This window comes from Salimicrobium halophilum (assembly GCF_900100295.1).
In the GTDB taxonomy this organism is placed as follows: domain Bacteria; phylum Bacillota; class Bacilli; order Bacillales; family Halobacillaceae; genus Salimicrobium; species Salimicrobium halophilum.
Genome location: NZ_FNEV01000005.1, coordinates 123,357 through 147,557, shown reverse-complemented (window position 1 = coordinate 147,557; position 24,201 = coordinate 123,357). Strand labels below are relative to the sequence as shown.

At 47.9% G+C, this 24,201-nt stretch carries 22 protein-coding genes; 8 read left to right on the top strand and 14 right to left on the bottom strand.

The window, feature by feature from the left end; all coding sequences use genetic code 11:
- Positions 1–55: 55 nt before the first annotated feature.
- The gene (locus BLQ44_RS09560; RefSeq protein WP_093193665.1) at positions 56–820 is read right to left on the bottom strand and encodes a prolyl oligopeptidase family serine peptidase; all 765 of its coding nucleotides are present in this window, start codon (positions 818–820) and stop codon (positions 56–58) included.
- A 118-nt stretch (positions 821–938) separates the two neighbouring features.
- Between BLQ44_RS09560 and BLQ44_RS09555 the strand changes: the two genes are divergently transcribed.
- Both BLQ44_RS09555 and BLQ44_RS09550 read left to right on the top strand, forming a co-directional pair.
- Positions 939–1,766 carry a Cof-type HAD-IIB family hydrolase gene (locus BLQ44_RS09555; RefSeq protein WP_093193664.1) on the top strand — a complete coding sequence of 276 codons (828 nt, stop codon included), beginning with the start codon at positions 939–941 and terminating at the stop codon, positions 1,764–1,766.
- Between the two features lie 210 nt (positions 1,767–1,976).
- The gene (locus tag BLQ44_RS09550) at positions 1,977–2,168 is read left to right on the top strand and encodes a DUF3813 family protein (protein ID WP_093193663.1); all 192 of its coding nucleotides are present in this window, start codon (positions 1,977–1,979) and stop codon (positions 2,166–2,168) included.
- 60 nt (positions 2,169–2,228) lie between these two features.
- On the opposite strand, the gene BLQ44_RS09545 is transcribed toward BLQ44_RS09550, so the two are convergent.
- A complete protein-coding gene (locus BLQ44_RS09545) occupies positions 2,229–2,696 on the bottom strand; it encodes a hypothetical protein (protein ID WP_093193662.1) in 468 nt (155 codons plus the stop codon).
- Between the two features lie 16 nt (positions 2,697–2,712).
- Entirely contained in the window at positions 2,713–3,540 is an 828-nt protein-coding gene (locus tag BLQ44_RS09540; RefSeq protein WP_093193661.1) for a DUF2785 domain-containing protein, read from the bottom strand.
- A 144-nt stretch (positions 3,541–3,684) separates the two neighbouring features.
- On the opposite strand from BLQ44_RS09540, the gene BLQ44_RS09535 reads away from it, so the two are divergent.
- Positions 3,685–3,948 carry a NifU N-terminal domain-containing protein gene (locus tag BLQ44_RS09535; RefSeq protein WP_093193660.1) on the top strand — a complete coding sequence of 88 codons (264 nt, stop codon included), beginning with the start codon at positions 3,685–3,687 and terminating at the stop codon, positions 3,946–3,948.
- 39 nt (positions 3,949–3,987) lie between these two features.
- On the opposite strand, the gene BLQ44_RS09530 is transcribed toward BLQ44_RS09535, so the two are convergent.
- Complete coding sequence (locus BLQ44_RS09530; RefSeq protein WP_093193659.1) at positions 3,988–4,950, bottom strand: BsuPI-related putative proteinase inhibitor; 963 nt, start codon at positions 4,948–4,950, stop codon at positions 3,988–3,990.
- Between the two features lie 49 nt (positions 4,951–4,999).
- Positions 5,000–5,845 carry a YitT family protein gene (locus BLQ44_RS09525; RefSeq protein ID WP_093193658.1) on the bottom strand — a complete coding sequence of 282 codons (846 nt, stop codon included), beginning with the start codon at positions 5,843–5,845 and terminating at the stop codon, positions 5,000–5,002.
- Between the two features lie 139 nt (positions 5,846–5,984).
- Between BLQ44_RS09525 and BLQ44_RS09520 the strand changes: the two genes are divergently transcribed.
- Positions 5,985–6,845: a DegV family protein gene (locus tag BLQ44_RS09520; RefSeq protein ID WP_093193657.1), complete on the top strand. Its 861-nt coding sequence runs from the start codon at positions 5,985–5,987 to the stop codon at positions 6,843–6,845.
- Positions 6,846–6,885: 40 nt separating this feature from the next.
- On the opposite strand, the gene BLQ44_RS09515 is transcribed toward BLQ44_RS09520, so the two are convergent.
- Together BLQ44_RS09515 and asnB are read right to left on the bottom strand one after the other, a co-directional pair.
- On the bottom strand, positions 6,886–8,304 hold the full coding sequence (locus BLQ44_RS09515) for an alpha-amylase family glycosyl hydrolase (protein ID WP_093193656.1): 1,419 nt from the start codon (positions 8,302–8,304) through the stop codon (positions 6,886–6,888).
- Positions 8,305–8,357: 53 nt separating this feature from the next.
- Positions 8,358–10,184, bottom strand: a complete 1,827-nt coding sequence (asnB, locus tag BLQ44_RS09510) for an asparagine synthase (glutamine-hydrolyzing) (RefSeq protein ID WP_093193655.1) — start codon at positions 10,182–10,184, stop codon at positions 8,358–8,360.
- 155 nt (positions 10,185–10,339) lie between these two features.
- Here asnB and BLQ44_RS09505 point away from each other — a divergent pair, with 155 nt between their 5' ends.
- Genes BLQ44_RS09505 through BLQ44_RS09495 form a run of 3 tightly spaced genes read left to right on the top strand, consistent with a single transcriptional unit; the run spans position 10,340 to position 12,244 of the window.
- On the top strand, positions 10,340–10,702 hold the full coding sequence (locus tag BLQ44_RS09505) for a GntR family transcriptional regulator (protein ID WP_093193654.1): 363 nt from the start codon (positions 10,340–10,342) through the stop codon (positions 10,700–10,702).
- Positions 10,699–11,583 carry an ATP-binding cassette domain-containing protein gene (locus tag BLQ44_RS09500; RefSeq protein WP_093193653.1) on the top strand — a complete coding sequence of 295 codons (885 nt, stop codon included), beginning with the start codon at positions 10,699–10,701 and terminating at the stop codon, positions 11,581–11,583. Before BLQ44_RS09505 ends, BLQ44_RS09500 begins: the two co-directional genes overlap by 4 nt.
- Entirely contained in the window at positions 11,573–12,244 is a 672-nt protein-coding gene (locus tag BLQ44_RS09495) for a hypothetical protein (protein ID WP_093193652.1), read from the top strand. Before BLQ44_RS09500 ends, BLQ44_RS09495 begins: the two co-directional genes overlap by 11 nt.
- Before the next feature lie 230 nt (positions 12,245–12,474).
- Here the strand turns inward: BLQ44_RS09495 and BLQ44_RS09490 are convergent, their stop codons facing one another.
- Positions 12,475–12,834, bottom strand: a complete 360-nt coding sequence (locus BLQ44_RS09490; protein WP_093193651.1) for a YisL family protein — start codon at positions 12,832–12,834, stop codon at positions 12,475–12,477.
- 134 nt (positions 12,835–12,968) lie between these two features.
- On the opposite strand from BLQ44_RS09490, the gene BLQ44_RS09485 reads away from it, so the two are divergent.
- Complete coding sequence (locus BLQ44_RS09485) at positions 12,969–14,168, top strand: ornithine--oxo-acid transaminase (RefSeq protein WP_093193650.1); 1,200 nt, start codon at positions 12,969–12,971, stop codon at positions 14,166–14,168.
- Between the two features lie 51 nt (positions 14,169–14,219).
- Here the strand turns inward: BLQ44_RS09485 and BLQ44_RS09480 are convergent, their stop codons facing one another.
- The 6 genes from BLQ44_RS09480 to BLQ44_RS09455 form a co-directional block, all read right to left on the bottom strand.
- Positions 14,220–15,374 carry a DUF418 domain-containing protein gene (locus tag BLQ44_RS09480; RefSeq protein WP_093193649.1) on the bottom strand — a complete coding sequence of 385 codons (1,155 nt, stop codon included), beginning with the start codon at positions 15,372–15,374 and terminating at the stop codon, positions 14,220–14,222.
- A gap of 13 nt (positions 15,375–15,387) precedes the next feature.
- Positions 15,388–15,669 (bottom strand): HNH endonuclease, encoded by a 282-nt coding sequence (locus BLQ44_RS09475; RefSeq protein ID WP_093193648.1) that lies wholly within the window; start codon positions 15,667–15,669, stop codon positions 15,388–15,390.
- Between the two features lie 4 nt (positions 15,670–15,673).
- The gene (addA, locus tag BLQ44_RS09470; protein WP_093193647.1) at positions 15,674–19,378 is read right to left on the bottom strand and encodes a helicase-exonuclease AddAB subunit AddA; all 3,705 of its coding nucleotides are present in this window, start codon (positions 19,376–19,378) and stop codon (positions 15,674–15,676) included.
- The gene (gene addB / locus BLQ44_RS09465; RefSeq protein WP_093193646.1) at positions 19,371–22,871 is read right to left on the bottom strand and encodes a helicase-exonuclease AddAB subunit AddB; all 3,501 of its coding nucleotides are present in this window, start codon (positions 22,869–22,871) and stop codon (positions 19,371–19,373) included. Before addB ends, addA begins: the two co-directional genes overlap by 8 nt.
- 63 nt (positions 22,872–22,934) lie before the next feature.
- Positions 22,935–23,474: a signal peptidase I gene (gene lepB, locus BLQ44_RS09460; protein WP_093193645.1), complete on the bottom strand. Its 540-nt coding sequence runs from the start codon at positions 23,472–23,474 to the stop codon at positions 22,935–22,937.
- A 54-nt stretch (positions 23,475–23,528) separates the two neighbouring features.
- Positions 23,529–24,155, bottom strand: coding sequence for a TVP38/TMEM64 family protein (locus BLQ44_RS09455; protein WP_093193644.1), 627 nt, complete (start codon positions 24,153–24,155; stop codon positions 23,529–23,531).
- Positions 24,156–24,201 lie beyond the last annotated feature (46 nt).

Here is a 24,201-nt window from a genome sequence, read left to right as displayed (position 1 = left end):
TCATATACTCTTATACGCATTATAACGGAAAATCTTCCGTACGTTAAATTTTTCGCTACAGCATTTTCTGAAGCCAGTCCACCATCCTGAGAATAGCGAAACGGCTGACTTTATGGTCCCGTCCCGGTTCTTTCACGTGACGGATCGCCTGCTTATTCTCATACATGGATTCGACCTCATGATAGAAGTCATAGCCATGCGTAAACGGCACCACCGGATCTGCATCGCCATGCCACATAAACAGTGGACGACTTTTCAGTTTTTCAGGTTGCAGGGATAAGTCGATGGTGGAAAGCGCACGATACAGGCTCTCCAGTTCCTCATCACTGACCGGAAGCTCTGCTCCACTCGCCCTTACATCTTCGATCAATTTTTTCGAAAACTCGACCGGTTTCGGCGACCCCATCATCACGCATGAAACATCAATCCACGGGTACATCGTCAAAGCTGCCGCCGTCGTAATCCCACCCATCGATGTTCCACCGACGCCGAACCGTCCTTCTTCGAGCAGTCCGCGAATTTCCAGTTCATCATATAGCGTCTGTAATTCTTTTAAGTTTTGGTAAACGATATCCCAAAACTTCAGGTTCAGCTGTTGTTGATGAAGGTTCTCTTCTCTCTCTCCGTGATACAGACTGTCCGGAAGCAGGACCCGGTACCCCTTCTCTGCCAGGAGATAGGCTTGAGGTAAATTGTGTTCTTTAGCGGAAGTGAATCCGTGGAAGTATGTAAATACAGGTAGCGGCTCTTCCTGTTTAGCAGCTTCAGTTACATGAAGAACAGGAATGCCTTTCCACAATTCACGTTGTACTGTAATCATTAGTCATTTCCTTTCCTTCTCTATTTTATTTTGTTAAAATACGACTATTCTTATTTATGATAACATCACAAAATTTGCATGGAAAGTTTTTCATATTTCCATCAGTCGAGGTGACACTATGGAACAACATTTGATCGCTCTGGATCTTGATGGCACGTTACTTACAGATGAAAAAACAATCAGCCCGAAAACGAAAGCGGCAGTCCAACAAGCTATAAAAGATGGCCATGTCGTCATCATTTCTACCGGCCGCCCTCACCGTGCAAGTATCAATTACTATCATGAACTCGGATTAGAGACGCCGATGGTCAATTTCAACGGTGCACTCATCCACCATCCCCTCAATAATAAATGGGATGCGATCCATTCTCCCCTTCCTTTGAGAAAGGCGAGAGAAATTGCTCACATGGCAAAAGAGATGGGAGTAAAGAATATACTTGCAGAAGTGAAAGATCACGTACACCTTCATTATCATGACGAAGAGATGATGAAGATTTTCGATACGAATGAACACCCTGTCACTATCGGACCTCTATCCAGCCACCTTACAACGGATCCGACTTCTCTCTTGATTCAGCCCAAAGAAGGGGATATGGAGAAAGTCCAAAAAATCCGCGAAGAGCTCGATAAACATGCGGAAGCCATCGACCATCGCCGCTGGGGCGCCCCATGGCATGTCATTGAAATCGTTCGTTCCGGTTTGAACAAAGCCGTCGGCGTGCACAAGATCGCTCATTATTATCGTATTCCTCAAGAACGGATCATCGCTTTCGGGGATGAAGATAATGATTTTGAAATGATCGATTATGCAGGTACAGGTGTAGCGATGGGAAATGCCATCGAAGGATTGAAATCCATCGCGAATGAAGTGATCGGTACGAATGAAGAAGACGGAATCGCCGATTTCCTGAATGAGTATCTTCGCACCAACAAGACAGCCAAGTAAGGATAAAATTTCCATGAATGAAGGAGTACTACTCACTTCATACTAAGCTTGAACGTTTGATACGTTCAGGCTTTTTTTATGAAGGAGGAGCGTTCATGGACGAGAAGAAACGTCGGGGATTCGATGAAAAACGAATGGAACCGGATCGTCTTGATGATGCAAAACGCAAGCAAATCCAACAGGAACGACTTGGCCGAGGAGGGTTTTAAGATGGAGAACCGTTTTTTTGACCAGGCAAAACAGGCAGTTGAACGCGTGACAAACAGACAAAGACAAAGCGATATCGAGGATAACGACATGCAATCAGCCCGTGAAGCGATTCAGGCTGCGTATGAGCAATGTTCTCCTCAGGAACGTGCAGAGCTTCAACAGCTTGAAGAAGAGCTTGAAAGACGCCATTAAGAAAGATGTACAAAGAGCACGTCACCAGCCGGTGACGTGCTCTTTTTTTGAATGTAGACATTATGCAGGAGCTAAACCGAAGTAAGAACTGTGCTTTTTGCCCAGTAATAAGTCATAACTCCATACCAGCACGTATGCATAGATACCATGCCCTATCAGCCAATAACTCACAGCTTCTTTGTCTGTAATAGAAGGGGTGGGCTGGATGGCAAGAATAGTAAGCGGAACATACGTACTTGCCGCCCCCAGAGACAATATTCCCGAAAGAACATATCGAAATGGAGACGTTTGTTTATTCCAATGGTGAAGAACATAAACGAACAAGATTCCGATTACCCAGGACACGATGAGATGAAGGAGCCATTCGAGTGCCGGGTTCCCCATGGCATGGCGAAGGCCCGGAATAAAATCGACGTTTAAAAGGAGTGTATAGACAGAAAGCCCAAAAATTTTTTCGATGGCATACATGAATGAACCAAGAGCGACTCCTGCAATCGTTCCGATCCACGTTCCGAGCTTCTTGAGCATAGCTGTCCCCTCCTTTTCAGTAAAGTTCTTGTGTTCTTAATTCCCTTAATATCTGAAGTAAAACCTCACACATGTCATTTTCTTCGTTTTCGAGCATCCGGAAATAGAGGGCACGCAGCAAGTGCTTACTGTTGTTTATGATCAAGTCTTCTGCAGGGTCCTTCCAACTTCTTCGTTTATAAAGAAACGTCCAGAGCCACTCCACTTTCTCCGTCTTTTCAATTTTATCGAACATAGACATGATCGCAGTAACCATACGTTCTTCTTCATCGAAAAGATAAGGACGATCAATCAGGAACTGTTCCCGGATGATCGGCAACATACCTTTCACTTCTTCCGATGTGATACAGGCACATTCCGAAATGCTATTGAGAGCATCTCCGGCATGGGCCATCGTATGCACCCATCCCTTCTCTTTCACATGACCCCGGTGATCCTGTTCCTGCTTCATGTACTTCTTCAGATTTTCCCAGACACGGTGCAGGGTGTCCTCTGATAAAAAAGAAGATTCCGTATGCTTTCTTAAAATCGGAGACATCAGAAGAACGGAATAACTGCGACGAAATACCGCATCCTCTTCCTGTTTGGATGTATTGATTCTGTAGAACAGATAATTTTTATTCATCAGGGACGTCAGCATATTCCTCAGCTGTTGTTCGGAATAGGAGTTCCTTTCAATGAAAGTGGATAAAATATTATTGATTAAATCAACGCGCAAATAGGGATCGACTGCCCCTATATTCTGCAGCATAACTGTAGTGATTTCCTGCTGATTCATATGTTCAGGGAGTTCATAATCATTTTCTTTGATCATTTCCAAAGATTCTTTCAGACGTGTTTTCATATCTCTTTCCCCCTTTTGACTCAAAAAGTGGTTTCATTGTATCACAAGCATGTAGATAAGAAGGAATGTTTTGTTTCTTTCGTTTTGCTCACGGGTGTTTTCTGCTAGAATGAATGAGTAGAAAGGTAAGAGGAGGTTTTTGAAATGGGCGTAGTTGTAGAAGAAACACCGAACCCGAACGCAAGAAAATTCACGACAGACTCCCGTATTTTCCCTGGAGACGGTAGCGTTTCCGTCATGCCCGGGCAGAGCAGTGAGTTTCCGATCATGAATGCATTGATGGAGCTTGAAGGGGTCGATAACGTTTTCGGCTTCCAGAATTTCATTACCGTAAATAAAAAGCCGGATGCGGATTGGGACGAGCTGACACCGAAAGTGGAAGCTACTATCGTAGAAGCCGGATACTAAAAAACCTTGAGGCAAATTCCTGCCTCAAGGTTTTTTTACTTATTCTCCATTGAATTGTTCAAGTGGGACATAGTTGACGTTCGTCGGTTCTCCGTCTTTGGCACTGTTCTCATACAACATCAGTGTCAGCGTGCCGAAATCAGGAAGATCAGACTCAGGGATGGAAATGTCCAGGCTGAATTCGGACCAACTTGGTGCACCGGAATCCACTTGGACCGGTGTCTCCCCGATAAGTTCATTATGTCCATCTTCCACTCGATAAAGGAAGCTTCCTTCAAACACTCTCGCCTCTCCGGAAATCGTATAATTTCCGTTTTCTCCGCTGAGTTCAAGGTTGCGGAAGGCATCATTTCCGTCAATGGAAGTCGTTTCTTCTCCTTCGGAACTATTTTCACTCGAGGGTCCTTCATCCGAATCCCCCTCATTGGAGGAACTGTCATCACCGGCGTCATCGGTTGTACTGCCTTCTGTTCCCTCGTCAGAAGAAGTTTCTTCCGCTTCCTCTATCGTGAACATTGAGGTAGACTCGAATTCGCGATCGCCCACATCTTCTCCATTGATCGTATCGATAAGGAAAGTAACCGTCGCTTCATACTCTCCCGGTTCCACGTTCTCGTCCCATTGAACAGCATTCTCCATCACTGCATCAGCATCCAGTTCTTTGGTCGACTGTTCCTGGGTGAATGAACGGTTGGCAGAATACGTATAAACATTCTCCCCATTCTCATCAGCAATGTGAACATCAAATTGCTGACCGGAAGCAAAACCTAATTCCACCGCTTCTTCTCCTTCATTCGTAAGGGAAAAACGGATGCTCGCTTCCTGATTATCTGTCTCTACTTCACTGTTCAAAGTCAGTTGCTCTGCCAAAGCTTCGACGTCTGTCGATTCTTCCTGGTTTTCATCCTGACTCTCGCTACCTGTTTCTGTATCTTCGCTGGAGCCACAAGCTGCCAGTACGACCAGGGCGAGCATCAGAATCGATAAGAACCACTTTCTCATATAAGTATCCCCCTTCAGGATTAATGTATATCTTTAGGGTACAACATTTTTATTCTTTACGGAAGAAGCCAAATACACCAGTTGTCTGGACAATATTGGTAAATGCACGTTCATCCACTTCATGGATAATATGCTGAAGGTCATACAGCTCATAGCGGGAGATGACCATCACGAGCATATTCTTGTCCTCCCCGGTAAACGCGCCTCTGGCCGGAAGTGTTGTAATCCCCCGTACCACCTGGGCATGGATCGCTTCTTCCATCTCCTTGGCTTTCGAAGTGATGATCATAGCTGTCAGTTTCTCGTGACGGGTATGGATCGCGTCGATCACACGCGTCGTTACATACAATGTAAGCAATGTATACAACGCATTCTCCGGCTTATAAATCAAACCGGCAATCGCGATGATAGCACTGTTGATCATCATAAAATATGTTCCGATCGGACGGTCTTTCATTCTTGAAAGCACCATAGCTATGATATCCAGACCACCTGTAGAAGCACCCCACTTCAACGTGATCCCGACACCGACACCGCCAAGCACCCCTCCGAAAACGGCATTCAATATAATATCCCCAGAAAGCTGAGTCAGTGGTACGATTTCCAGGAAAAGTGTAGTAAAAGCGACAGAGATAGCACTATATATGGTAAATCCCTTGCCTACTTTCAACCAACCCAGAATAGCCACAGGGATGTTCAGTAGAAACAGAATGATACCTGTAGTTATAAAGTGGATATTCAGAAAGTCCTGGATAATACTTGTAATCAGCTGGGCCACTCCGGTAAACCCGCTGGCATAAACGTTCGCTTCAATCAGGAACAAGTTAAGACTAAGCGCATTGAACAACGCTCCTATAATTACGACAACGATCCGTTTCGCTTCGAATGTAAACATGACGTTCCCCCTTATGTATATTTATTATAATTCATTTTTCGTCAAATAGACATACTTCTATATGGTATACTTTGACTAACTAACCTCTTAGACCTAAACTTAAACCTAGACCATAATACCAAAGAATGAAGGTGAAAACATGACCGTACAAATCATCTGCGACTCGGCGAGTGATCTCTCCCGGGACACATTGCAGGAACACGGCGTAGAGATGGTTTCCTTGAAAGTTCTGCTGAAAGAGAAGGAATATGAAGACGGGAAGAATATATCCCCGAAAGAAGTCTATGATGCCATGCGTGCAGGAGAAGCACCTAAGACGTCTCAAGTGACGGGGCAGGCCTTCCGTGACCTTTTCGTGGAAAAAATCGAAGCAGGCCAACCTTTTCTCTATGTAGCTTTTTCTTCTGAACTTTCCGGTACATATCAATCAGCAAAAATTGTGGAACAGGAGCTCAGGGAAGAGTATCCGGACGCATCATTCGATGTCATCGATACGAAAGCCGCTTCTCTCGGTTACGGACTCATCGTTCTCAGAGCTGCAGAGAAAAGTAGAGAGGGCGCCACATTAGAGGAAGTCAAAGGTCTCGTCTCTTATCATTCCGCTCATATGGAGCATCTGTTCACTGTCGACGATCTGGAATATCTCCATCGTGGCGGACGGGTCAGCAAAGCCCAAGCCTTTGTAGGAAGCCTCCTCAAAATCAAACCGCTTCTTCACGTCGAAGATGGAAAACTCATCCCACTCGAGAAAGTGAGAGGCCAGAAGAAAGTGTTCAAACGGATGGTCGATCTGATGGAAGAGCGCGGCAAAGACCTTAACAACCAGCGAATCGCTATCAGTCACGGAGACAGTATCGAAACAGCAGAGCACTTGGCTTCCATGATCAAAGAACGCTTCTCTCCGCAATCTATCCATATCGACATGGTCGGATCAGCCGTAGGTGCCCACTCGGGACCTGGTACGATAGCTCTCTTTTTCTTGAATGAGGATTATAAATAAAAAGCGGGAGTGCTTCTGACCAAAAATCAACGAACACTGATTAATCAGTGTTCGTTTTTTCACTTCTTCTATTTTTCATCGTGACGACCACGACAAATATGACGAAAAGAGACAGAATCCCACCGACAAAACCGATGAATGCCCAATTAAGACCGGCATTGTCTTCAACCACGAATACATCTGCCGTTTCCCTCTCAAGAACGATCGGATAATCCCCATCTTCCGATTGACGGAGCAGCCCGTCATGCATCAATCCTCGCAGCTGTTTCTCATCTTCGAGGGACGTAAGGTTCGTCGTCTTCGTTTCTTCCGAATTGTTGATCGCCATTACCATGGTCTGGTCTCCATCGACCTGATAGACCGCCATCCCGTCCTGCTTGTACAACTCTTGTTTCTCCCCCTGTATCAGGGAAGGAAATTCTGAGCGCATTGAATTCAGCTTTTCGATCCGCTGCGTAACTTCTTCATCCGTACCACCGAAGTTCATCATAGGCAGATTGCCGATCCCTGGCTTCTCTCCCATTGGAATAGAGGTTCCGTACATGACGACGGGGACGTCCTGATCCGCATAGAGCTGCGTGAGTGCAAGCTTCCATCTCGTAATCGGGTTGAACCCATTCGCTTCCGCCATGGTCGTGAATCTCTTCGTGTCGCGGAAATCGACAGCACTTGCAGAAACTTCCGCTTCCGGGTCCTTCAGGCTTTCCACTTCCCCTGTACTAGCGAATACTTCAGAAATAGTCTTCTGGTACTCTTCGTCGTACCATATGTCAAACCCGCCATCCAGATAGGACTCATCTTCCCCTTTACCGATGGTGATTCCAGATCCCAGACCCGATGTAACTTTTGTCCAAAATTCTGGCTCCGCTTTCTCTACATCAGGGAAGCCGAACCCGTCAAGACCGGCTTCTTCTGTCCAGTAGGATAGAATATCGGAAAACTCTTCCTGAACTTCAGAATCTCCCGTATTCACGGAAGCTATTCCGTCGCCAGGCTCTTCTGTCCATCCCGACTCCACCCACGGATGCTCAGCACTGACAGTTGTCACCGGCATATCCATAACCACTTTCATATCGATAGCATGGGCCTCTTCTACAAGCGCCCGGACCTCTTCCATGGTTCCAAAATGGTCATTGACACTTCGATAGTCCTCTACCTGGTACCCTTCGAAATCCGAAGACTTCATGAGCGGTGACAGCCAGATTGTCGTAAAGCCGAGGTCTTTCACATGCCCCAGTCTTTCGATAACCCCCTGAATGTCCCCTCCGTGGTAACCATCAGGGGTGTCCGTTTCCAAATTTCCGTCGTTAGACGAGTCCCCGTTCATGAACCGGTCCACCGTTATATAGTAAATGCTTTCGCCTTTCAGACTCTCTGTCTCTTCTGCCGACGCCTGTCCCCCAAGCACACAAAAAAGAAGAGACGAAAGGATGATGAATAGTCCTGTTCGTCGTTTCATCTTCCGCTCCTCCTCTATTTTCACTCATTCTTTAAGATTATCTCCCCGTGCCATTATCCGTCAACTGTTATTCTGGGCTGCACCGTTTTCAGCCAGTGATTCACCTGGCACAAATAAGCGATCAACTGCGGCCCTGTCATCAGTTGCCCGAACCAGGGCTCCTTCATCTGCTTCCCTTCCGACTCATAAAGTTTCTTGATGTGCTTCCGGGAAAAAAGATCGAACAGTGGCTGGTTCCCATCCGAAACAATATCCCCCATCCAGTCACATACGGCTTTCGTATAATCCGGATGAAAGGTTTTCGGATATGGATTCTTCTTCCTGTGCCTCACGCTTTCCGGTACGATCCCCTGGAACGCCTCTCTCAACAGACTTTTTTCCCGTCCTTCCCGGAAAGTATAGTCTCTCGGGATATTATAGGCGTACTCCACCAACCTGTGATCACTGAAAGGCACCCGGACTTCTAGACTCGCTCCCATACTCATCCGATCTTTTCTTTCAAGAAGCACCTGCATGAAGTAGTTCATATTCGCATAAATCAATTGCTTATGACGTTTTTCCATAACTGTTTCCTCACCTGACAGAGGAGCTTCTGTAGTTATTTCCTCGTATTTCTTCTTTGCATACTCCTCAAGTGGCAGACGCATCTTCCATTCTTTCCTGATAAGGTGCTGCCTATCCCGTTCAGACCTGATCCAAGGGAACCCGCCTTCATTCCCCCGGTAAAACCACGGGTATCCTGCAAATATTTCATCTGCACACTCTCCGGAAAGCGCGACCGTGACATGCTTTTTCATTTGCCCGGAAAACCAAAGAAGTGAACTGTCCACATCGGCCATCCCCGGAAGATCGCGGAGCTCCACCGCTTGTTCGAGTGACCCGACAAGATCGCTGATAGAAGCCGTACAAACCGTGTGACTAGTCCCTCCGGCTTTTGATACCTTTTCGATGAATGGGGCATCGAGGTCTGGCTGAAAGTCATTTTTCCTGAAATGGGAAGCCTGGTCTTCATAGTCGATCGAGAAAGTGGGAAGGTCCTTTCTCATTCCTGCTGCAACAGAAGTGATAGCACTCGAATCCAGCCCACCCGAGAGGAACGTTCCAATTTCCACATCAGATACGAGCTGTCTGCGGGTGGCTTCCAGGAATAATTCACGCACCCTTTCCTTTGTTTCTTCGAAAGAATCCGTATGCTCTTTTCCTTTCAGAGTCCAGTAGGTAAATATCCGGAACGATCCGTTTTCTAAAAAACCGGCATGCCCCGGTTTCAATTCATAGACCCCTTTGAAGACTCCACTCCCAGGTGTTCTCGATGGTCCAAGAGCAAAAAATTCGCTCAATGACTGGTGATCCAGAATCGCTTCCATGTCAGGATGGACGAGAAGCGCTTTAAGTTCGGAAGCGAAAATGAACCCCTTCGCCAGTTCAGAAAAAAAGAGAGGCTTCACTCCCATCCTGTCTCTGGCAAGGAACAGACGCTTCCTCTTTGTCTCCCATATACTGAAAGCGAAGATTCCGTTCAGGTATTCCGGAGCTTTCTCTTTCCATTCCATATAACTGACCAGAACTACTTCCGTGTCGGAATGAGTATGGAACGTCCATCCTTTCTGTTGAAGTACATTCCTCACCTCATCTGTATTATATAGCTCGCCGTTGTAACAGAGTACATACGTTTCTCCTTGAAAGGAGCGTACCATCGGCTGCTTTCCACCAGAAGGATCGATGACTGCGAGCCGTCGGTGGCCGAAGCCTGCAGCTTCCCCGATCCATAGCTGATGATCATCGGGACCACGATGAGCGATCTTCGCAGTCATTCGATCCACGACGTCCCTTCTATGGTCCTCTCTCTCTTCTCCGATCCATCCCGCAATTCCACACATAGCCTATCATCCTTTCTCCTTTGTACCATACGCCTTTCTTTATCTATATGTGAAAAATCAATTGTATTGACGCTTTCCATTTTTACATATATACTTATATACATAACTATATAACCATAGTTCAAGGAGCGTGATAAAGGTGGTGAGGGATATTGATGACATTCGATGAAAACAAACCCATCTTTTTGCAGGTCAAAGAACAGATCGAAGACCAGATCGTCAACGATCAGCTGAAAGAGCATGAACAGATTCCTTCTACGACACAGCTTGTCCAACTTTACAAAATCAACCATCTAACGATATCGAAAGGGATCAACCTTCTTGTCGAAAATGGAATCATTTACAAGAAACGCGGGGTCGGCATGTTTGTAGCAGAGAATGCCAAAGATCAATTGCTGAAAGAAAGGAAGGAAACTTTTCTTGATCAGTATATGAGACCGATGCTCGAGGAAGCGGAGAAGCTTGGAATCTCCCGGGAAGAATTGATATCTATGATGAAAGGAAGCGAAGAGTTATGAATTTCGACATCAGCATGGAAGAAGTGAACGTAACCTACCGGAAATCGGAAGCGCTGAAAGATATAGACCTGATCCTTCCCGCTGCCAAAATCTATGGTCTGATCGGCAGAAACGGCGCTGGAAAATCCACGTTACTATCTGTACTCGCCTCTTTCCGACGACCGACCAGCGGCAACATCACCATCGGCGGAGCAGATCCTTATGAAAATGAAATCCTCATGTCCCATATCAGCTTTTCTTATGAGAAAGATTATAGCGAAGAAACGCGATCTATCAGGGCAATGATGAAGTCCACCAAGAAGTTCCGTCCTTATTTCGACACGACCTATGCTGAAGAGCTCGTGGAGCGGTTCGGTCTTCCTGCAAAGAAACCCATGAAGAAGCTGTCGAAAGGTATGCAATCTATCGCTACGGTCATCATCGGTCTGGCCAGCAGAGCTCCCATCACTATTTTCGATGAATCGTACTCAGGCATGGATGCTCCGGCACGGGAAATCTTCTATGAGGAGATCCTGAAAGATTTCGAACGTCATCCCCGGACCTTCATCCTTTCGACACATCTTGTATCCGAGATGGATCACTTGTTCGAAGAGGTGATTTTCCTTCACGAAGGAAAAGTCATTCTCCGCGACTCCACCGATCACGCCATAGAGAGAGGTGTCTTCGTTACGGGAAGGAAAGAGAATGTTCATCAATGGATGGAAGGAAAACATGCAGGGGAAGAAAAAAGGTACGGACCAACGGTCACCACGTTCGCGCTTCATACCCCCTCACAGGAAGATAAGAAACACGCAGCACAACTTGGACTTGAACTTTCGTCTGCTTCTCTGCAGGATTTATTCATTCATATGACCAAGGAGGGTCCATCTCATGAACAATAAAGGAAATGTGGCCAAAGAGATATCTTCGATGCACTTTCAATGGGCAGGATGGCTTCTCGGGATATTGCTTATGATTTACGCTATTTTCAAATGGGGAATCTTGCCGATCTATCTCGGAGGAGAGACCTTCTTCCATTTCGCCTACGAACCAGCCAGGATTTTCTCTCTTGTCATTGGAATCATTTCAGGCGGAACGATGTTCTCCCCGTTTGTGAGGTTGGGAACGACGAGAAAATCCACTTATGCCGGAAACATAATCGCTGCATTCACTATCACCGCCTGCCTTGCTATCACCATTTCAATAATTTCGGCTGCAGAAAGTTTCCTTTTAGGTTCAGGCGGATTTCCTGAACCCTGGGCTCTGGCTATTCTAACCTTGTTTGTACACATCTTCATCAATTATATGGCTGGATGGATGATTACGGCCGGGTATCTCCGATTCGGAGGGATAGGGATGACAGTTTTCATCCTTACTGCTTTAGCGATCACCATCTTCAGTGACGGCTTGTTGAATATTGATGCGGATACCTCTCCTTCCTTTCTTCCTGATACATTAGCATACCGGGGAATAATTGCTATTTTCGCAGGCTCTGTCCTGCTGGCCGTTCTCATTTGGATCGGAAGAAGAACAACCGCACACATGCCGATTAAAATCAAATAGCAACTACACGAAGACCGTTTTCCTAACCTGGAGGACGGTTTTCTATTAAATTTTTCCCGAAAAAGCATTGACTTTACAATTGAGAATGATTATCATTATTTATTGAGGATAACACCTCTTGGTTACCATATCCTGAAACATAGCTGAAAGGCACTCCCCCGTGCCTGACCCCCTTATCACAATAGAAAAAGGAGTGTTCCGCTGACCCGGAACACTCCTTTTTCATATTTCTATACAGGCAATACACCAAGTGGCAGGAATCCGAAACCGAGAATCAATGCCAGAATAGCTGCTATGGAAAGCTGGATCCACCAACTCTTCGCAGGCTTTTTCTTCTTGTACTTCACGGTTACCATTTCCATTGCTGCAATGGTCCAAAGACCGATCAACAATTTGATGATGACAAGGGGTCCGTAGCTGGAATAAGCCGCGAACAAAGACCCTCCGGAATAAAGAATCAACAAATAATCCGCCCGCAAAATCATATGGGAGATCTTCGCAGCTTTCTCATTTCCACTTCTGGTGAATGTCGTCACCAGCCCTATCAGGGCAAACGCCAATACCCATGACGTAATATGTAGATGTGCCATAATACAACCTCCTTTTCTCCTTATATCGTACCACTTCTTTCCTGATGTGACTAACGAAAAATGTGTGAAGAATTACAAAGATAAACCTGTTATAATGGATAAGAATTGTCGAAAAGTTTTGAAGGAGGATTTCCATGACCAGAAACAGTCAGCAAATCATTGACCAGACCCAAGAATACGGTGCCAAGAACTACCACCCGCTTCCTGTCGTCATCTCACAGGCAGAAGGCGTATGGGTGACAGACCCCGAGGGCAACCGTTATATGGATATGCTTAGTGCTTACTCAGCCGTCAACCAGGGCCACCGCCATCCGAAAATCATCCAGGCACTGAAAGACCAGGCTGACCGTGTAACACTTACCTCCCGTGCTTTCCATAACGACCAGCTCGGACCTTGGTATGAAAAGATTTGTAAAATCACGAACAAGGAAATGGCTCTTCCGATGAACACAGGCGCAGAAGCTGTGGAGACAGCAATCAAAGCTGCACGCCGCTGGGCCTATGACGTGAAAGGTGTGGAAGAAGACCAGGCGGAAATCATCGCCTGTACCGGTAACTTCCACGGACGTACGATGTCCGCCGTTTCCTTATCTTCTGATGAAGAAAACAAGCGTGGCTTCGGTCCGACACTACCAGGCATCAAAATCGTCCCTTACGGCGACATCGATGCCTTGCGTGAAGCGATTACGGAAAACACAGCAGCATTCCTTCTTGAACCGATTCAGGGTGAGGCTGGAATCGTCATGCCTCCGGAAGGCTTCCTGAAAGAAGCGTCTGAACTTTGCAAACAGGAAAATGTTCTCTTTGTTGCGGACGAGATCCAGGCAGGTCTCGCAAGAACCGGTAAGATGTTCGCCTGTGATTGGGAAGATGTAGACCCGGACATGCTTATTCTCGGAAAAGCCCTCGGCGGAGGGGTCTTCCCGATTTCCTGTGTCGTATCGAACAAAGACATCCTCGGCGTATTCAACCCGGGCTCCCACGGGTCTACATTCGGTGGAAACCCGCTTGCATCCGCTGTGTCCCTTGCCTCTCTTGAAGTGCTGGAGGATGAAAAGCTTGCCGATCGTTCCTTGAGACTCGGAAATCACATGATGGAAGAACTGAAGTCCATTGATAACCCGATTGTCAAAGAAGTGCGCGGAAAAGGGTTATTCATCGGTGTAGAGCTCAATGAACCTGCCCGCAGCTACTGTGAACAGCTGAAAGAAAAAGGACTTCTCTGTAAAGAAACCCACGAGAATGTCATCCGTTTCGCTCCTCCTCTCATCATCTCTGAAGAGGACCTGGACTGGGCGATCGAACAGATCAAAGAAGTGCTCAGCGCTGCATAATATCAAAAAAAGATGATTCCGAAGCGATTCGGAATCATCTTTTTTCTATTTTTATACCTTCCGTCCGTACGTCGCTGTCCTCCATACCCACTCCAGAGGACCGAAGCGGTACCGTGAGAGCCACCATCTACTGATGATGATCTGACCTGAGAACACAACGAACACGAAGAGTACACTTTGAAGAGGAGTGACATTCCCGTACCAGCCGAGACCTACCGAGTAGAAAGCGACGAAACTGATCACCGACTGGAAGATATAGTTGGACAGTGACATGCGCCCGACCCACCTCAGAGGGCGGATCAATGCTTTCCCTGCGCTTTTATATAACAATGTAACGGAAAGGACATAGAATACAGCAGATGCAGAACCTCCTACATTGTCCTGAGCCATATCGAACCAGGCAGGTGTTCCGAAGAAATACGGCCCTAGCTTGAACAAGAAGAACAGCAAGCCCGTAATGCTCCACCACTTCCACAGCGTCGCTTCGTGTCTCTCGGGCTCATGAAGCCAGCGCTTCCTCGCTATGTACATGCCGAACAACATCATCGGCAGCATGCTCATAATGAGAAACGGCCAGTTCCCCGGACTGTTCGTATACCACCAGTCAGCTGTGTTCTGCGACCAGATATCCAGGAGGGAGCCATTTCCATAATTCGTCATTGCTGCTTCTATTCCGTCTCTGTTGATATATTCAAGACCATAATTCCTTGCCGCATACAACATCAGGGTGAAAGGAACCGTGACAGCCAGCAGCAATCCATAGGCCCATGCGAGAACTGTCCGGTCCTTTCGTTTCATGAACAAAATCACCAAAGTACCGAGCACGCTGTAAGTCAGTAGAATGTCTCCGTGCCATATTACAAAAGCATGGAACACACCGAATAGAAACAGCACGAAGAGTCGTCTTCTGAGCACCGCTTCATAGGCTGTTCCCTTTTGCACAAGCCTATCTTTCATCATTTGAAGACCGAAGCCGAACATCAGCGAGAATAGGGTATAAAAACTTGCCTGAAAAAATATATCGATGATCGCCCTTACTGCGTCACTCGTCGCAGATGGGAAATACTCCTCTCCCCCTCCATAGAGGAAGAACGGAGCATTGAACGCTGGAACGTTCACCATGAAAATCCCTAAAATCGCCAGTCCTCTTGCAGTGTCCACCCACTCCAGACGTTCCTTCCCTTGTATAGGTGTTCCTTCCTTCATGCTGATTCCCCCATCATTTTCGTCTGTTGGCTTTCCTGGTCGTAATGCGCTTAGCTGGATCCTGCTTACGGATCCACTTCAAGTATTTCTTCATATCGGGGTGGTCCTGAATCCGTTCCAGCCTGTTGTAGAAACGAGCCAGCTCCTGATTGGAGAACAGAGCATGAATCTGCCGATGACAGGGACTGCAGAGTTGAGCAGTCGGTCCATGGACCCCTCCATGCTGCTTCGGGATCAGATGATGCTCTGTCGTTTTCACCGGGTAGCGCCAGCACAGTTCACAGATGTCTTCCATCCGTTTATTCTCCTTCCACCTCAACGACTTTCGCTGCGTCAAAAAAGTACAGCAGTCGCTTGTGCACCTTTTTCTTCCTGATGGATTCGAGGGCACGCGTATAAATGGCAATTTGCGTACGATAACGGTCAGCCAGTTTCTTTTCAGATTCCGACCCGTCGAGCTGATCGGTCTTGTAATCAAGTAAAATGTACCCATCTTTATAAGGGAGGACGAGGTCGATGATCCCCTGGATGAATACACATTCATCCTCGTCACCTTCCCAGTCCGCGTAAATTTCTTTAGCCGGAAGCATGTAGTTGAAAGCCGTTTCTCTCTCTATATCGTTAAGCGATACGGTGAGTTCACCGATCTCTGTATCAAAGAAACGGGAGATGGCATCAGTGTCAATGACGTCGGCTTCATCACGGGTGAGCACTTCTCTTTCGACGAGCCTTTCCACTTCCTCGGCCACTTCTAAAGGCGAGTGAGGGCGGAGCGGAATATGCTGCATCACGGTATGCATCGCTGTTCCACGTTCAGCGGCAGTGAGGGATTTTTCCTGTTGCATGAATTTCGGACGTTTCCTCATCGGAGCACGATACGGGACAGCGACGGACGTGTCCGCATATTCATCGATTTCCTGTTTTCTTTTTATTTCTGTCACCGTCTGCTTGGCCCGGCGTCGGGCTGCCTGTTCATAAGGATACTTGTAATCCAGCCTCTCCTCTACAAACGGCTCTATTCCGTGACCGACGGGCTTCCATTCCTCCACGGCTTCTTTCACTGCTTCATCCCTTTTCTCGATATCCTCTTCCACTGTAGATAACTCACTCCCGTGGATGACATCGATGTTCCACTCCGATTCATCCTGATGAATCGATTCAGGCGCTTTCACCTCGATATCTTCTGTTGTCAGCACCTCGGCCTGGTGGTGGCGGATAAGGGACGGACCGATCCAGTCGAGATAAGACTTTGCACTGAGACGGTCCGAAGCCGGAAGCATCCACGGTTCGTAATTTGCGAATCGTTTCCATTTGTCCTGCTTCTTCTGGAAAGAAGGAACGTTACCGACGAGAACCAGTTTCTCTTTGGCTCTCGTGAGTGCTACATAAAGAACCCGCATTTCTTCAGCAAGAATCTCCCGCTTCTTCTTCTCTCTGAGCGCATGGTAGGCAATCGTCGGATATATGAGGCGCCTCTTCGGGTCGATATATTTCGAGCCGAAACCAAGATCTTTATGAAGCAGATAACGGGAATGAAGATCTCTCATATTGAACTGTTTGTCGATACCTCCGAGAATGACAATCGGAAATTCAAGGCCTTTGCTTTTATGGATCGTCATGATCCGCACCACATCCTCCTGCTCTCCGAGGGCCCGTGCGGCTCCGAGATCGTCGCCCCGCTCTTCCATCCTTTCGATGAAACGAAGGAAGCGGAACAGTCCGCGGAAGGACGTTGATTCGTAGGATTTCGCCCGGTCGTAAAGGGCTCGTAAGTTCGCCTGACGCTGGCGCCCTCCCGGCATCCCACCTGCAAAATCATAATATCCCGTTTCCCGGAAGATATCCCAGATCAGCTCAGACAACGCTCCCTGTCTGGCTCTTTCCCTGAAGACATGCAGCGTCTCAAGGAAATCATCCAATTTACCGGTGAGGTCATCCGATTCCGTATTCCGGTAAGCTTTCATGGCTTCGTAATATCCAGCTTTCTTATCTGCTAAACGAATACGGGCCAGTTCATCTTCGTCCAGTCCGACAATCGGAGATCGCAGAACAGAGGCAAGTGGGATATCCTGTTTCGGGTTATCGATCGTCTTCAACAGACTGATCATCACGCGGATTTCAATCGCTTCAAAATAACCGGTAGAGAGCTCCGCATACACCGGAATCCCCTGCTGCTTCAATTCATCAACGATGACCGGAGCCCACGTCATGGATCGCTGCAGAAGAACGATGTCACGGAATTTTACAGGACGAGGCATCCCGCTCTCCTTGTCTACGATCTGCATCGGTGCATGCCCATCATAGCCGAGCCATGCTCTTATTTTCCTCGCATACGTACGAGCTTCGAGCTGAGCTTTCTCAAGATCCCTGAAATCTTCCTCTTCCGGGTCCTCTTTTTCTTCTTCCGGGTCTTCCCTATCCACAATTACAAGCTCTGTACTTGTGTCTTCTTCCGTCCAGTCTTCATACGAAGTATTTCCATAAATAAGTTCGACTTCTTCTTCATAATCCATTTCGCCGACTTCCTCATCAAGAATCTGACGGAACAGGTAGTTCGTCGCATTGAGCACCTGATGGCGACTCCGGAAGTTACGGGCAAGGTCGATCCTTTTCCCTTCGTCTTCTTCCGTCTGGAAGCGACGATATTTTTCAAGGAATAAAGAAGGTTCTGCGTGACGGAAACGATAGATGCTCTGTTTCACATCGCCCACCATAAAGAGATCACCCGCTTCGCTACTGTCTGTCAGCAGACGCAGCAGGGTTTCCTGAACGAGGTTCGTATCCTGGTATTCATCCACGAGCACTTCTGTGAACTGGCGTTGATACCCCTTCGCCACCGAAGAAGGAATAAGGTTATCAGGAGTAGAAGCCCCATCCCGCAAAATCTCGAGCGCAAAGTGTTCCAGATCGGAAAAATCGACGACAGCCTTTTCTTTCTTCTTTTCCTGGTAACGCTGTTTGAAATCTCTCACTACGACCGTCAGCTGTCTTACTACAGGGTAAAGTTCTCCCATTTCTTCGAGGTAACGGGTGAGAGGCCTTGCGAACCACTCTTCCTGGATCTGCTTGAAGCGCTTCTTATACCTCTCACGTACATCTTTCGCTTCTTCTTTCTTCTCCTCAGCTACCTCCGATTTCTTCCTCGATAGTGCCGGGAACTTCGCTTCTTTTACATAGTCTTCGAGCGATTGCCAGGAGATAGCGAGATTCGCTTTCGCTTCACGGATGAGGGCAAGATCTTTATCTGCCGTTTCTCCGTATGTATAGGGACCGTCAGGCTGACGTGTAAGGGAGAGAAATTCTTCCGCCTCTTTCTCCATGGCATCAAGCTGATGGTGCACTTCCCGTTTCAGGAGGGTGAACCAGGGGAGGTCCGCCTCCTCATGCTCCGGAGTGACGTTATACATCTCTGCCACCTCTTCAAGCCAGGTCTCCGGCCACGGATGTTGCTCAGAGAAGGTGTACATCTGCAGAATAAGCGACTCCACATCCAGATCGTGACGGTCTCCGGAGAAACGATCGACGAGTTCGAAAAATTCACGACGCTCTTCTCCTTCTTTTCCGTACCAGTCCTCCAGCAGTTCTTCGAGCACCTCCTGTTTCATGAGATCCGCTTCCACATCATCAGAAATCCGGAAGGCAGGATCGAGATCCAGAAGGTAGGCATACTTCCTGATCATCTCCAGGCAGAAGGAGTGGAGGGTAGAAATCGATGCACTCTGAACGAGAGAGAGCTGCTTCTTTAAATGAAGCGAGCCCGGGTTCTGTTCCAGGGCACCATTCAATGCTTCGGTCACGCGGTTTCTCATCTCCTGGGCCGCGGCGTTCGTAAACGTTACGACGAGCAGGGCGTGAATATCGACGGGGCTTTCCCGGTCGATCACTTTTTGGATGATTCTTTCGACAAGCACGGCTGTTTTGCCGGAACCCGCTGCCGCTGATACGAGCATATCGCGGCCATGATCATAGATGGCCTGTTCCTGTTCTTTCGTCCAACTAACCATCGGCCTCCCCCTTCTCTTTCAGTTTCTCCCAAACTTTCGTATCGTTCATTTCTGTAAGCTTCCGGTATTGGTTCTCTTCAAGGGTCGGATCGAATTGACAGACCGATCGGAACGAACAGAATTGACATGCCGTCTGTTGCTTCTTCTGGTAAGGGTTCAACGGAATCGTACCTTCGGTGATGTCCATACCGGCTCTCGTCATCAGCTTCCGGATATACGTATCGAGCGCCTGGAACATCTCACGGTCGGCTACTTTCGAGTTCGAATAGAACCCGCCTTTCGCTTTCAGACCTGCAGGGATGACCGGGCTATGTCCTTTGTCCGTTTCGGTATCCATCATCCGGACAGCCGATTCATCCTCGAGCAGAAGTCCCTGCATTTTGAAGCTTTTCACGATCTCCTGCTCGATTTCGTCATCGTTCAATAACTTCTTCCCGGTGATCATCGGGTTGTGAACGTGGAAGTAAAGGACACCCGCCGGCGTCGCTTCCATGCCGAGCCAGTCTTTTGCATTTTGCAGGATGACCTCAAGATAAATAAGCATTTGAAGCGACAGCCCGTAATACACGTCCGATAAATTAAGACCTTTCGCACTCGATTTGTAATCGATGATACGAAGGAACAATTCATTATTCTCCATCGCCTGATCCACCCGGTCGATCCGGCCACGAAGCATCAATTCAAAGCCGTTCGGTAGATCTACACTCATCGGAGGTAATTCCGCATCTTTCACCTGACCGAACCCGAGCTCAAGCCCTACAGGAGCGAATTTCGTCCTCCGCGCCTGTTCCCCGAGGATATAAGTGGCCTGCGCAATGACATTCTCGAGCTTATTCTGGATATACTGATAGCGGTTCGAACTCTTCAGCACCTGATGTTGAAGGACAGGAGCAAGTTCCTGGGTGGCCCGGCGTGCATACTGCGTAGCCGCGTTACGATCAAGCTGAGAAAACTGCCTGCCATCTTCTCCGATCCAGTCGGTGATCTGACGAAGGGCCTCGTGGAAAAGCTGTCCGATATCCGGAGCATCGAGTTTGTACGTCCGTCGTTCCTCGAGATTCAACCCTTTTCCGGCAAAATGTTGGAAACCGCAGCTATAGTACGATTCAAGCGCAGATACACTCGTCTTCACCTGTTTCTTATGCATCCGATGCGCCGTTTCCTTCTTCAATGGTACGGGGACGTTTTTATAGAAGAGACTCTCCAGCACACGTCTTGTTGTGCTATTCTTCTCCTCTCTTTCTATATACCAGTCCAATACTCCCCACCATTCGTCCCGCATCGGGTAACCTTTAACGTAACGACCGAGTTGAGCGGTAAGGGCGGACCTCGTCTTGACCGGGGTCGTAATGAAACGGCTCGCATCTTCCAGATCATCCGGGTCCTGTAGCAGAATATGCTCGCTGCAAGCAGGGAACAGTGCCTCTATACGTCCGATCATCGGTGATGCCGCTTTGGTACGGCCTTCTTCATCACTCAGGGGATAGCTGACCCATAATTTCTCTCCCGGCATCGTAGCGGCGAGATACATATAGAACCGGTCATACAATAACTTTTCTCTGCTTCCTGCTGCCAGTTCTATCCCGTATCCGGCCAGAACCTCCCTATCTTCTTCTGAAATCATACCATCGCCAGGCGGTTTCAACGGCCATGTCCCTTCATTCACTCCGAGAAGGAATCCTGCCTTCATTCCGCTCAGTCGGGACCGATCTACGCTACCTACGACGACATGATCGAGGCTGGGTGGCACATGCGCGAACGTCAGGGCATCGAGACCGCTCTCGAAAGCCTGTCGGAATACCTGAAGCGACATCGTCTCTTCTCCGATCATATCCACCATCTCATCGAGCAGCTGCAGCACATTATCCCACGCCTGTTCCTGCTCGCGAGCTTTTTCCACTTCCCCTGATTCATCATAATACTCACGCCATTTTTCAAGCGTCTGAGGCACCCGGATGTTACTCATCCACTCAAACAAGGAAGCAGCACGCTGCTCGTTCGTTTTTCTGCCCCGCAGCTCATCGTCGAGGACTTCAAGAGCCTTCGTCACTTGAAGACGATATGCGTTGATGCGTTCCTGTTTCTTCTTCTCCTCGTCTGTCTGAGCCGCTTTTTCAAAGCCCCGGAACCGCTGGTAGATCCATGGTTCATCAGATCTCCATTGCTGCCTGGAGCGTATGCCATACTCAAGAACATAGTTCTCCAGCTCATCAATCGCATCCTCATCCAGCGGGTGAACGCGGTCTGAAGAAGGAATGAATCCCGTTTTCAACAATCGGAAGACAGCGTCGTATCTCCATCCTCCTTCGATGACATCAAGCGCTGAGCGGACCAATTCAAGAAGAGGGTGATTCAGCATCGTCCTTTTTTCATCCAGAAACACAGGGATTCCATAATCGGAGAAAATCGTATCGATCAGACTGTGATACACTCCCGGCTCTCTCATAAGAATGGCTATCTCCCGGTACCGATATCCCTCTTCCCGTACGAGGCGCAAAATTTCCTGAGCCGCTCCTTCCACCTCAGCACGGGGGTGGACAGCTTCATAAATGCCGATCGGTACTTTCCCTTCGAAGGCAGGCGCCGGACGCTCTTCAAAATGTTTCTCCATATGCAGAAACGCCGGTTTATCCTGAAAACGTCCTTCCGTGTTGGAAAGCTGGAGCGATTCTTCTGTTTCCACGTTCCCTTCCTTCGCCATCTCTTTCAGCACTGCACACGTCTCTTTCGTTTCCCTGAAGAGATCGACGTCCTCGACCTCGCTTTTCTCCTCGTCGAGCGTCAGCGTCACCTGAACGCGACTTGCCTGTTGAAATAGTTCGCGGATGACCTCGTATTCCTGTGGAGTGAAACTATGAAACCCGTCTATGTAAATTTCTGCTCCATCAAGAAACGCAGAGTGTGGAATCTTCTCTGTCAAAAGCTTAAGTTGGTCTTCTCCATCGACGTAGCTCCCTTCCATGTAACTGGTAAGTCGGCTGTAAATATAATGCAGGTCTTCGACTTTATCCTGCAACGCGAGTTCTCCCGGTGTCCTGTGTACAAAGCTTTCCATCGACTCCACTTGTCTGCTCAGGTCTTCCGGTGTGACCCGATACCTTTTGAACTCTGTGATCATTTCTTCAAGCTGATGAATGAATCCCTGCTTCTCCATCGCTTTCTGGAACACATTCCAATCAGACGTCCGCTCTTCTACAATTTTACGAAGAAGCATCTGCACGCCTGTGGAGCTTATGTACGACCTTGTCGCCCCTCCCGTTTCCTGAAACACTTTCCAGGCGAGCCTGGAGAAACTGAACACTTGAGCTCTGGTCGCCCCGTCGATGTTGCCCCGTTTCAACAGCGCATACTCCTGCTGGAACGTCATTTGATCCGGAACGAGATACACGATGGTGCGCCCGTTCGGTTCTTCTTTCAACTTCGCTTCAATGTCCCCAAGACAGTACTCACTCTTCCCTGCCCCCGAACGGCCGGTAATGAATCTGACGCTCATCCGCCTTCCCCCTTTTCCCTTATTTTACAATACAAAAAGAAAATGAACCACCAAAGCGGCAGTTCATCGAAACGTCATTCCGAGTTGAGACATCGGCCAGTAGCGGACTTCCACCTTGCCGACGATCGACTGGATATCTATGAAACCGAAGCTGCGGCTATCAAGGCTGTCCCTTCGGTTATCTCCCATAACAAAGAGCTGGCCCTCCGGCACTTCGGAGTTGCCAGTGACCCCTTCTAACGTGAAATCTCCCGTAAAAACCCGACCATCATCCGGACGAAGTTCATCAAGATACTTCTCCTCTACCGGCGCTCCGTTGATATATAGGGTATCATTCTTCACCGCTACATGATCCCCCGGCAAGCCGATCACTCTTTTCACGTAATCATCTTCCTCGTTGTAATGAAACACGATAATATCATGCCGGTGCACATCGGTCCAATCGTATAACACTTTATTCACCATCAGCAGATTCCCGTCATAAAGGGTGGGCTCCATCGATTCTCCGTCCACGATGTAACTGGCGAAGAAATAAGCCCGGAATACGATAGCGACCAGAACGGCTAGAATGATTGTACGGATCAGATGTTTGTATTTTTTCATTCTGCTTCCTCCACAGGTATTTAGTAGTAATATCTTACCCACGCGGAGGAAACTTTAACCTTTCTTTCTCTCTGCACGAACGGCCAGACGCTTCTCAAGGAATTTCCCGAGCATCCAGAAAAGGCTGATACAGATGAGAACGACGATGGTTTTGACCGGATTTGATGTGAAGGAAGTGATACTGTCCCCTACGAATGTGATGGAGAAAATCATCACGGATTTCCCGAGAACTGCCGCGAGCAGGAAATCTCTCGTCTTCACTCCAGATAACCCCGCAACGACATTGATGATGGCAGACGGAGAAAAAGGAAAACACATCAACAGAAATAATGGGCCGAAGCCGTGTTCCTCGAGCCACACCATCACCCGTTTTACCTGCCTATGCTTCCTCAAAAACAGGAAAAAACGCTGCCGCCCCAGTTTACGGATGAGAAGAAACACAAGGACAGCCCCTGTGGTCGCTCCGATCCATGAATAGAGAAACCCTTCGAAAAGACCGTATACCACTGCATTTGCAACCACGAATACAAGAAGCGGTAAAATCGGAAGGAAGGCTTCAATCAGCGGAAGGAGTATTCCCGGCAGCGGTCCGAAACGATCCAGCCTCTCCAACTGACGGATGGCGTAATCAAACAGTTGATCATTTTCAGCTAATAGTTGCAGTTCCTCGAGCGTTGGCATAATAAGTTCATCCTACTCTGTTCGATATAGTACTTTCATTTTAATG

Coding starts and splice junctions, on each gene's coding strand:
- BLQ44_RS09525 (WP_093193658.1), bottom strand. CDS start 5,845: ATGTTTACATTCGAAGCGAAACGGATCGTTGTCGTAATTATAGGAGCG.
- BLQ44_RS09535 (WP_093193660.1), top strand. CDS start 3,685: ATGGGCGTAGTTGTAGAAGAAACACCGAACCCGAACGCAAGAAAATTC.
- BLQ44_RS09495 (WP_093193652.1), top strand. CDS start 11,573: ATGAACAATAAAGGAAATGTGGCCAAAGAGATATCTTCGATGCACTTT.
- addA (WP_093193647.1), bottom strand. CDS start 19,378: ATGGTTAGTTGGACGAAAGAACAGGAACAGGCCATCTATGATCATGGC.
- BLQ44_RS09500 (WP_093193653.1), top strand. CDS start 10,699: ATGAATTTCGACATCAGCATGGAAGAAGTGAACGTAACCTACCGGAAA.
- BLQ44_RS09555 (WP_093193664.1), top strand. CDS start 939: ATGGAACAACATTTGATCGCTCTGGATCTTGATGGCACGTTACTTACA.
- BLQ44_RS09560 (WP_093193665.1), bottom strand. CDS start 820: ATGATTACAGTACAACGTGAATTGTGGAAAGGCATTCCTGTTCTTCAT.
- BLQ44_RS09490 (WP_093193651.1), bottom strand. CDS start 12,834: ATGGCACATCTACATATTACGTCATGGGTATTGGCGTTTGCCCTGATA.
- addB (WP_093193646.1), bottom strand. CDS start 22,871: ATGAGCGTCAGATTCATTACCGGCCGTTCGGGGGCAGGGAAGAGTGAG.
- BLQ44_RS09505 (WP_093193654.1), top strand. CDS start 10,340: ATGACATTCGATGAAAACAAACCCATCTTTTTGCAGGTCAAAGAACAG.
- BLQ44_RS09515 (WP_093193656.1), bottom strand. CDS start 8,304: ATGAAACGACGAACAGGACTATTCATCATCCTTTCGTCTCTTCTTTTT.
- BLQ44_RS09545 (WP_093193662.1), bottom strand. CDS start 2,696: ATGCTCAAGAAGCTCGGAACGTGGATCGGAACGATTGCAGGAGTCGCT.
- BLQ44_RS09455 (WP_093193644.1), bottom strand. CDS start 24,155: ATGCCAACGCTCGAGGAACTGCAACTATTAGCTGAAAATGATCAACTG.
- BLQ44_RS09540 (WP_093193661.1), bottom strand. CDS start 3,540: ATGAAAACACGTCTGAAAGAATCTTTGGAAATGATCAAAGAAAATGAT.
- BLQ44_RS09475 (WP_093193648.1), bottom strand. CDS start 15,669: ATGGAAGACATCTGTGAACTGTGCTGGCGCTACCCGGTGAAAACGACA.
- BLQ44_RS09480 (WP_093193649.1), bottom strand. CDS start 15,374: ATGAAGGAAGGAACACCTATACAAGGGAAGGAACGTCTGGAGTGGGTG.
- BLQ44_RS09530 (WP_093193659.1), bottom strand. CDS start 4,950: ATGAGAAAGTGGTTCTTATCGATTCTGATGCTCGCCCTGGTCGTACTG.
- BLQ44_RS09550 (WP_093193663.1), top strand. CDS start 1,977: ATGGAGAACCGTTTTTTTGACCAGGCAAAACAGGCAGTTGAACGCGTG.
- lepB (WP_093193645.1), bottom strand. CDS start 23,474: ATGAAAAAATACAAACATCTGATCCGTACAATCATTCTAGCCGTTCTG.
- BLQ44_RS09485 (WP_093193650.1), top strand. CDS start 12,969: ATGACCAGAAACAGTCAGCAAATCATTGACCAGACCCAAGAATACGGT.
- asnB (WP_093193655.1), bottom strand. CDS start 10,184: ATGTGTGGAATTGCGGGATGGATCGGAGAAGAGAGAGAGGACCATAGA.
- BLQ44_RS09520 (WP_093193657.1), top strand. CDS start 5,985: ATGACCGTACAAATCATCTGCGACTCGGCGAGTGATCTCTCCCGGGAC.